This is a genomic window from Sphingomonas sp. CCH5-D11 (genome assembly GCF_001557395.1).
Lineage (GTDB): Bacteria > Pseudomonadota > Alphaproteobacteria > Sphingomonadales > Sphingomonadaceae > Sphingomonas.
Window position 1 is genome coordinate 24502 of sequence record NZ_LSKH01000026.1, and the last position, 6405, is coordinate 30906.

Sequence of the window (6405 nt, forward strand, 5' to 3'; positions counted from 1 at the left end):
GCTCTCCCGTTGGGCATGGCCGGCTTGTGGCCAGGACGGGTTGAACGCGTGGTGAACCCTTCCCGGTTCCCCGCCAGCGCTGTCGCGGCAGCGGGGTACGCCAGGTGCACACCGCGCCGTTCACGTCAGAAAAGGGTGTTGAGCCCCACCGTCTCGCCAGTGCCGATCCAGCCTTCGTAGATCATCTTGAAGGCCACGAAGATGATCACCGCAAGACCGATATAGGCGATCCAGCGATAGCGACCGATCACCCGCGCGATCAGGTTCGCGGCCAGGCCCATCAGCGCCACCGACAGAATGAGGCCGACCACCAGAATGCCGGGGTGCTCGCGCGCCGCGCCAGCCACCGCCAGCACATTGTCGAGGCTCATCGACACGTCCGCGATCGCCACTGCCCAGGCCGCGCCGGCAAAGGAGCGTGCCGGGGAGAGGCCCGACTGCTCGTCGCCGTGGATCTCTTCCGAACCCACGTTCGCATGGGAATGGGCGCGCAATTCGCGCCAGAACTTCCAGCTCACCCAGAGCAGCAGCAGGCCGCCAGCGAAGATCAGGCCGACGATGCCCATCAGCCAGGTGACGATCAACGCGAAGAAGATCCGCAGCACCAGCGCCGCGATGATGCCGATCAGGATCACCTTCTTGCGCTGATCGGTCGGCAGGCCGGCGGCAAGCGCCCCGACGACCACCGCATTGTCTCCGGCGAGAACCAGATCGATCATCAGCACCTGGCCGAATGCCGCCAGCGCGGCCGGCTCGGACAGATTGGAGAAATCCGCGACGATATTGTGCCAGATGTCACCCAGCGAGCCGGGGCCCTGGATGGCGGCGGCAGCTTGGGCGAGCAGGGTAAGGATCAACGGTCAACGCTCCTGGGTATCTGGACATCGAACGGCGACAGGGCCGATCCGGTTGCAGGTTCGATACCGAGGTTAGCCGCCCTGCGCCAGCGTGCTGACACACGCCGACGACGGCTCGGCCTTAAGCAAATGTCCTGCCGCGACACGGCGACGGCAGACACGTGCAAGACAGGCGGCAGCGGCGCGGGCAAGGCCGCGCCGCCGCCCACTCGCTTACTGGTTCATGCTGGCGAAGAAATCCTCGTTGGTCTTGGAATCCTTCATCTTGCCGAGCAGGAATTCCATCGCATCGACGGTGCCCATCTGCATCAGGATGCGGCGCAGCACCCACATCTTGCTGAGCTTGTCCTTCTCCACCAGCAGCTCTTCCTTGCGCGTGCCGCTCTTGGAAACGTCGATCGCCGGGAAGATGCGCTTGTCCGACACCTTGCGGTCGAGCACGATTTCCGCGTTGCCGGTGCCCTTGAACTCTTCGAAGATCACCTCGTCCATGCGGCTGCCGGTATCGATCAGCGAGGTCGAGATGATCGTGAGGCTGCCGCCTTCCTCGATGTTGCGCGCCGCGCCGAAGAAGCGCTTCGGCCGCTGCAGCGCGTTGGCGTCGACACCGCCGGTCAGCACCTTGCCCGACGAGGGTACGACGGTGTTGTAGGCGCGGCCCAGGCGGGTGATGTTGTCCAGCAGGATCACCACGTCCTTCTTGTGCTCGACGAGGCGCTTGGCCTTCTCGATCACCATCTCGGCCACCTGCACGTGGCGCGTCGCCGGCTCGTCGAAGGTCGAGGAAACGACCTCGCCGTTCACCGTGCGCTGCATGTCGGTGACTTCCTCGGGCCGCTCGTCGATCAGCAGCACCAGCAGGAACACTTCGGGATGGTTGGCAGAGATCGCCCGCGCGATGTTCTGCATCATCACCGTCTTGCCGACGCGCGGCGGGGCGACGATCAGGCAGCGCTGCCCCTTGCCGATCGGCGAGACAAGATCGAGCACCCGGCCCGTCTTGTCCTTCGCGGTCGGATCCTCGATCTCCATCTTCAGCCGCTCGTCAGGGTAGAGCGGCGTCAGATTGTCGAAGTTTACACGGTGACGCACGGCGTCGGGATCGTCGAAGTTGACGCGAACCAGCTTGGTCAGCGCGAAATAGCGTTCGCCGTCCTTCGGCCCGCGGATCTCGCCCTCAACCGTATCGCCAGTGCGCAGGCCATGCTTGCGGACCTGGTTCGGCGACACATAGATGTCGTCCGGACCGGCGAGGTAGTTCGCCTCGGGAGAGCGCAGGAAGCCGAAGCCGTCGGGCAGGACCTCGATCGTGCCCTCGCCCATGATCTGCTCGCCTTCCTCGGCCTGGACCTTGAGGATGGCGAACATCAGATCCTGCTTGCGCAGCGTGGAGGCGCCCTCGACGCCGAGCTCTTCGGCCAGCTGGACCAGTTCCGCCGGAGCTTTCTTCTTGAGGTCCTTGAGATGCATATCGTGTGTCCGATGAGGATCGGTGGGGGGAGAAGCCCGGTCGGCGGAAGCTATTCGCGCGGCAACGAGACTGACAGGAGGCAGCGCAGCCGAAAGGCCGCGCCGTGAGGGCGACGTAGGAGCGAGGCCGGGGATAGTCAAGCTGCCCGTTGCCGCAAGGCCGATGGCCCGCGCCGGGCGGGGGTGGCGCGGCCCCGACTCAGGAACGGAGCGGCGACAAGGTCAGAAAGGCTTCACCACCGCCAGGATCACGATGATCGTCGCTGCCAGGGCCGGCACTTCGTTGATCATCCGAAGGCCGCGGTTGCTCAGCGTCGCCTGCCCCCTCGCCAGCTTCTTTGAATAGCCGACCGCCCAGCCGTGATAGCCCGAGAGCAGGAACACCACGAACAGCTTTGCGTGAAGCCACGCCAGGCCCTGAATGCCCGCCAGCAGCCCGGCATTCACCGCCAGCACCAGCCCGATCACCCAGACCGCGATCATCGCCGGCGTCAGGATGATGCGCCGCAGCTTCGCCTCACGCGTGATCCACCGCGCCGCATCGGCGGGATCGCCCAGCCCCTCCTGGTGATGCACCAGATAGCGCGGCAGAATGAACATGCCCGCCATCCAGAAGATCACGAAGATGATGTGCGCGGCCTTCACCCAAAGATAGGCCGCGCCCAGGAACCCGGCGCCCATCACCCCTGCCCTCCCATTGCGGTCACTGGTCCTGAACGGACGCGGGCGATCGCCTGTTCGACATGCGCGATCGGCGTGTGCTGGTCGATGCCGTGGCCGAGATTGAAGACATGCGGCCGCTCGCCAAGAGCGGCAAGAATCCGGTCGATCGTGCCGTCCAGCGCCGCGCCGCCGGCGATCAGCGCCAGCGGATCGAGGTTGCCCTGCACCGGTAGGCCCTTTGGCAGCACGGAATCCGCCCAGACGGGATCGACCGTCTCGTCCAGCCCAAGCGCATCGACACCGGTTTCGCGGGCATAAGCGGGCAATTTGCCCCCTGCCCCCTTGGGAAAGCCGATCACCGGCACATCGGGGTGCCGTTCCTTCAGCGCGGCCACGATGGCCGCATTGGGGGCGATCACCCAGCGTTCGAACTGCGCCGGCGACAGCGTGCCCGCCCAGCTGTCGAACAATTGCACCGCCTCGACCCCGGCCTCGATCTGCCCGGACAGATACTCCACCGTCAGCGTCACGATCGCCTGGATGATTTCGGCAAAGGCAGCCGGATCGCGATAGGCGAGGCCGCGCGTTTCGGCCTGATCACGGCTCCCCTGCCCCGCCACCATATAGGTCGCGACGGTCCAGGGGGAGCCGGCGAACCCCAGGAACGTGGTCTGCGCCGGCAGCGCCGCCGCCACCCGGCGCACCGTGGCATAGACTGGATCGAGCCGCCCGCGGACCGGTTGCAGCCCGGCGAGATGCTGGTCGAGCAGGCGCGGGGCGAGCCGGGGGCCCTCGCCCGGTCCGAAGGTCAGGTCCTGCCCCATCGCCCAGGGCACCATCAGGATATCGGAAAAGAGGATCGCGCCGTCAAAGCCGAAGCGGCGGATCGGCTGTAGCGTCACTTCCGCTGCGGCCTCCGGATCGGTCGCGAGCGCAAGAAATCCACCCTTTTCGGCCCGGAGCGCGCGATATTCAGGAAGGTACCGCCCCGCCTGCCGCATGAACCACATCGGCGGGCGGGCGCTTTTGCGACCTTTCAGAACGCCCAGCAGTGGTTTTGAATCGGTTGGGGCGTCCATGCTTCTTCTCAAAAGAAAGAGTCTGATGGTTGTGTGATGATGTAGGCGCGTTGGTTGCGGGGCTTATGCGTTCATCCTCGGATTGCCAACAGCTTGACGCTGGCGGAGCCGCAGACTCCCGCGGATTCGATTCACCCATCCACGATTCTCACAGCCTGTGGATAGAATCGCCGCCGGTGGATTTAATTGTGGATGACTGATGAGTTTTCCACGGTGCGCACGGCGGCTTGGCCGCTCGCGCAGGTTACGCTAGCGGTTATCCCCATGTTATCCACAGGTTCATGCCCGTGACGGTGAAGCTGCACCTGCACCTCCTGTCGGACTCCACCGGAGAAACGCTGGAGAACATCGCCAAGGCGGCGCTCGCCCAATATGACAATGTCGAAACGGTGCGGCATTTCTGGCCCATGGTGCGCACGGAGGCGCATCTCGATCGCATTCTCCAGGAGATCGCGCAGAACCCGGGGCTGGTGATCTATACGCTGGTGAATGCCGCCACGCGCGATGCGCTGGAGCAGCGGTGCCAGGCGCTTGGCCTGCCGATGGTGGCGCCGCTCGATCCCGTGAACGACGCTTTGTCCGCGCTGCTGGGGCAGCAGGCGAAGAACAAGCCGGGGCGCCAGCACGTGCTGGACGCCGCCTATTTCGCGCGCGTCGATGCGATCCAGTTCACCATCGCGCATGACGACGGCGTGCTGTGGGAGGAATGGGAAGAGGCGGATATCGTCCTCGCCGGCGTATCGCGCTCATCCAAGACGCCGACGTCCATTTATCTCGCCAATCGCGGCTTCAAGGTCGCGAACATCCCGATCGTGGTGGAAAGCCCGCCCCCGCCCCTGCTCTATTCGCTCCAGAACCCGCTGATCGTGGGCCTCACCACCAGCCCCGACCGGCTGATCCAGATCAGGCGCAATCGCCTCCTGTCGCTCAACCAGGCCCCTGAAACGGACTATGTTGATCAGGAGGCAGTGACGCGCGAACTGCAATATGCCCGGCGGATGTTCGCCGACAATGGCTGGCCAGTGATTGATGTCACCCGCCGCTCGATCGAGGAAACCGCGGCGGCGGTGATCTCGATTGTCAACGAGCGTCGCGGCAATCCCGGCCTGGTGATCGATCAATGAGGCTGATCCTTGCCTCGCAATCCGCTTCGCGCCGCGCCATGCTGGAGGCGGCCGGCGTTCCGTTCGAAGCGCAGCCGGCGATGGTGGACGAGGATGCCGCCAAGGCGTCGCTCGGCGCGATCGCCCCGCGCGATCTGGCCGATGCCCTGGCCGAGCTGAAGGCGCTGAAGGTATCGCACCGCAATCCGCAGGCGCTTGTTCTTGGATCGGACAGCCTCGCCGTGCTGGAGGACGGGACGATCCTGTCCAAGCCGCGCGACCGAGAAGAGGCAGCGAAACACCTCGAGATGATGTCGGGCAAGCGGCACGATCTCGTCAGCGCGGCGGTGATCGCTGAAGCCGGTCGCCCGGTGTGGCGCCATGTCGATCGGGCGCGGATGTTCGTCCGCCCGCTCTCCGACAGCTTCATCGAGGCGTATCTCGATGCCGAATGGCCGGAGATTTCGGGCTGCGTCGGCTGCTACCGCATCGAAGGGCCGGGGGTGCAATTGTTCAGCCGGTTCGAGGGCAGCCAGTTCACCGTGCTCGGCATGCCATTGCTGCCGCTGCTCGGATATCTGCGCGAACGGCAGGTGCTGGGCGCATGACGATAAACGAGGCACCGGTGTCACACGCTTCTCAACCATCCTTCGCGGGCTCCGCAGCCGGCCGCCCCTATGCCGAGGTGATCGGCGATCCGATCAGCCATTCGAAATCGCCGCTGATCCATGGCTTCTGGCTCGAAAAGCTTGGAATTGCCGCCGACTACCGCGCCACGCATGTCGCGCCGGAGGATCTGCCCGCGTTCATTGAACAGCGCCGTACCGATCCGCATTGGCGCGGGTGCAATGTCACCATCCCGCACAAGGTGGCGATGCTCGATCTTGTCGAGGATCCCGGCGGCGTGCGCGACAGTATCGGGGCGATGAACACGGTGGTCTGCCGCGAGGATGGCGGCCTCTTCGGCACCAACACCGATGCCGCCGGCTTCTATGGCCCGATCGCCGATCTCGACCTGGACGGGGCGCCCGTCGCTATCGTCGGTGCCGGCGGCGCGGCGCGCGCGGTGCTGTTCGCCTTGTCGCGCATGAACGTCGGCAAGGTCACGATCCTCAACCGTTCGCCGCTGAAGGGCGCCGCGCTGCTGAGCCGGTTCGGACTGAAGGGCGAGGCGCTGCCGCTGAATGCGCGGCTTCCCGAGGCGAAGCTGCTGGTGAACACCAGCGCGCTCGG

The 6405-nt window shown here is 65.3% G+C and carries 7 protein-coding genes; 3 read left to right on the plus strand and 4 right to left on the minus strand.

Annotated elements, in window-relative coordinates; all coding sequences use genetic code 11:
• Window positions 1-125: 125 nt before the first annotated feature.
• From AX702_RS01885 to hemE, 4 genes are all read right to left on the minus strand, one after another.
• A complete protein-coding gene (locus tag AX702_RS01885; RefSeq protein WP_066775602.1) occupies window positions 126-854 on the minus strand; it encodes a TerC family protein in 729 nt (242 codons plus the stop codon).
• Between the two features lie 216 nt (window positions 855-1070).
• Window positions 1071-2327: a transcription termination factor Rho gene (rho, locus tag AX702_RS01890; protein WP_066775586.1), complete on the minus strand. Its 1257-nt coding sequence runs from the start codon at window positions 2325-2327 to the stop codon at window positions 1071-1073.
• Between the two features lie 222 nt (window positions 2328-2549).
• Window positions 2550-3008: a CopD family protein gene (locus AX702_RS01895; RefSeq protein ID WP_066775587.1), complete on the minus strand. Its 459-nt coding sequence runs from the start codon at window positions 3006-3008 to the stop codon at window positions 2550-2552.
• Window positions 3008-4069, minus strand: coding sequence for a uroporphyrinogen decarboxylase (gene hemE, locus AX702_RS01900; protein WP_066775588.1), 1062 nt, complete (start codon window positions 4067-4069; stop codon window positions 3008-3010). Before hemE ends, AX702_RS01895 begins: the two co-directional genes overlap by 1 nt.
• Window positions 4070-4350: 281 nt before the next feature.
• Between hemE and AX702_RS01905 the strand changes: the two genes are divergently transcribed.
• The 3 genes from AX702_RS01905 to AX702_RS01915 all read left to right on the plus strand — a co-directional run.
• Entirely contained in the window at window positions 4351-5193 is an 843-nt protein-coding gene (locus AX702_RS01905; RefSeq protein WP_066775590.1) for a pyruvate, water dikinase regulatory protein, read from the plus strand.
• On the plus strand, window positions 5190-5780 hold the full coding sequence (locus AX702_RS01910; protein ID WP_082745923.1) for a Maf family protein: 591 nt from the start codon (window positions 5190-5192) through the stop codon (window positions 5778-5780). The genes AX702_RS01905 and AX702_RS01910 overlap by 4 nt, the downstream gene beginning before the upstream one ends.
• 17 nt (window positions 5781-5797) lie before the next feature.
• Window positions 5798-6405: shikimate dehydrogenase family protein (locus AX702_RS01915; protein WP_066775606.1), on the plus strand; the 608-nt coding region annotated here is incomplete at its 3' end.